Origin of the sequence: Mesorhizobium sp. M1D.F.Ca.ET.231.01.1.1, assembly GCF_003999155.2 — a bacterium.
Lineage (GTDB): Bacteria > Pseudomonadota > Alphaproteobacteria > Rhizobiales > Rhizobiaceae > Mesorhizobium.
The window spans coordinates 1-433 of sequence record NZ_RZOZ02000064.1 but is presented as its reverse complement, the minus strand read 5'-3'; the positions used below and the strand labels follow the sequence as shown (position 1 = coordinate 433).

General features: G+C 55.7%; 1 protein-coding gene. It reads right to left on the bottom strand.

The features are described from left to right. Nucleotides 1-187 precede the first annotated feature (187 nt). Nucleotides 188-433, bottom strand: a 246-nt coding sequence (locus EN874_RS32270) for a TrbI/VirB10 family protein (protein WP_281061459.1), incomplete at its 5' end; no start/stop codon positions are given.

The window sequence follows — 433 nt, the reverse complement described above, 5'->3', positions numbered from 1 at the left end:
GACCGTCTTCCCTATAATCTCGACGCCGCCCTTGATGGTCTCTATATTTGCTCATGGTCTTTCGATTGATCCGCTGCGTACGCCGAGCCGGCCGTCAATATCACTGCCTAGGACACACTGCTTGAGTCAAACTGCAATTCCCGCATTTCTACAAAATCGGCAACATACCGACCGTCCCAAGTCGAAACTATCTGGAGTGCAACCCCGGAAACACGATGTCCTGGTCGACGAGAATGTTGAATTTGTAACCCGGCCGGATTTCGAGCGTCGGCTGCACGTCCATGTTGCGCTGAATGGTCCGATCGGCGACACGCCCGAAAGTTTCCGCAAAATTCCGCCGCGCCGCGTCTGACGCTGTGTCCTGGGTCGCGAGCGTCGAACTTTCCGGAACGGCCATGTCTATTCCGGTCCCGATCACCGCGATCAAGATTGC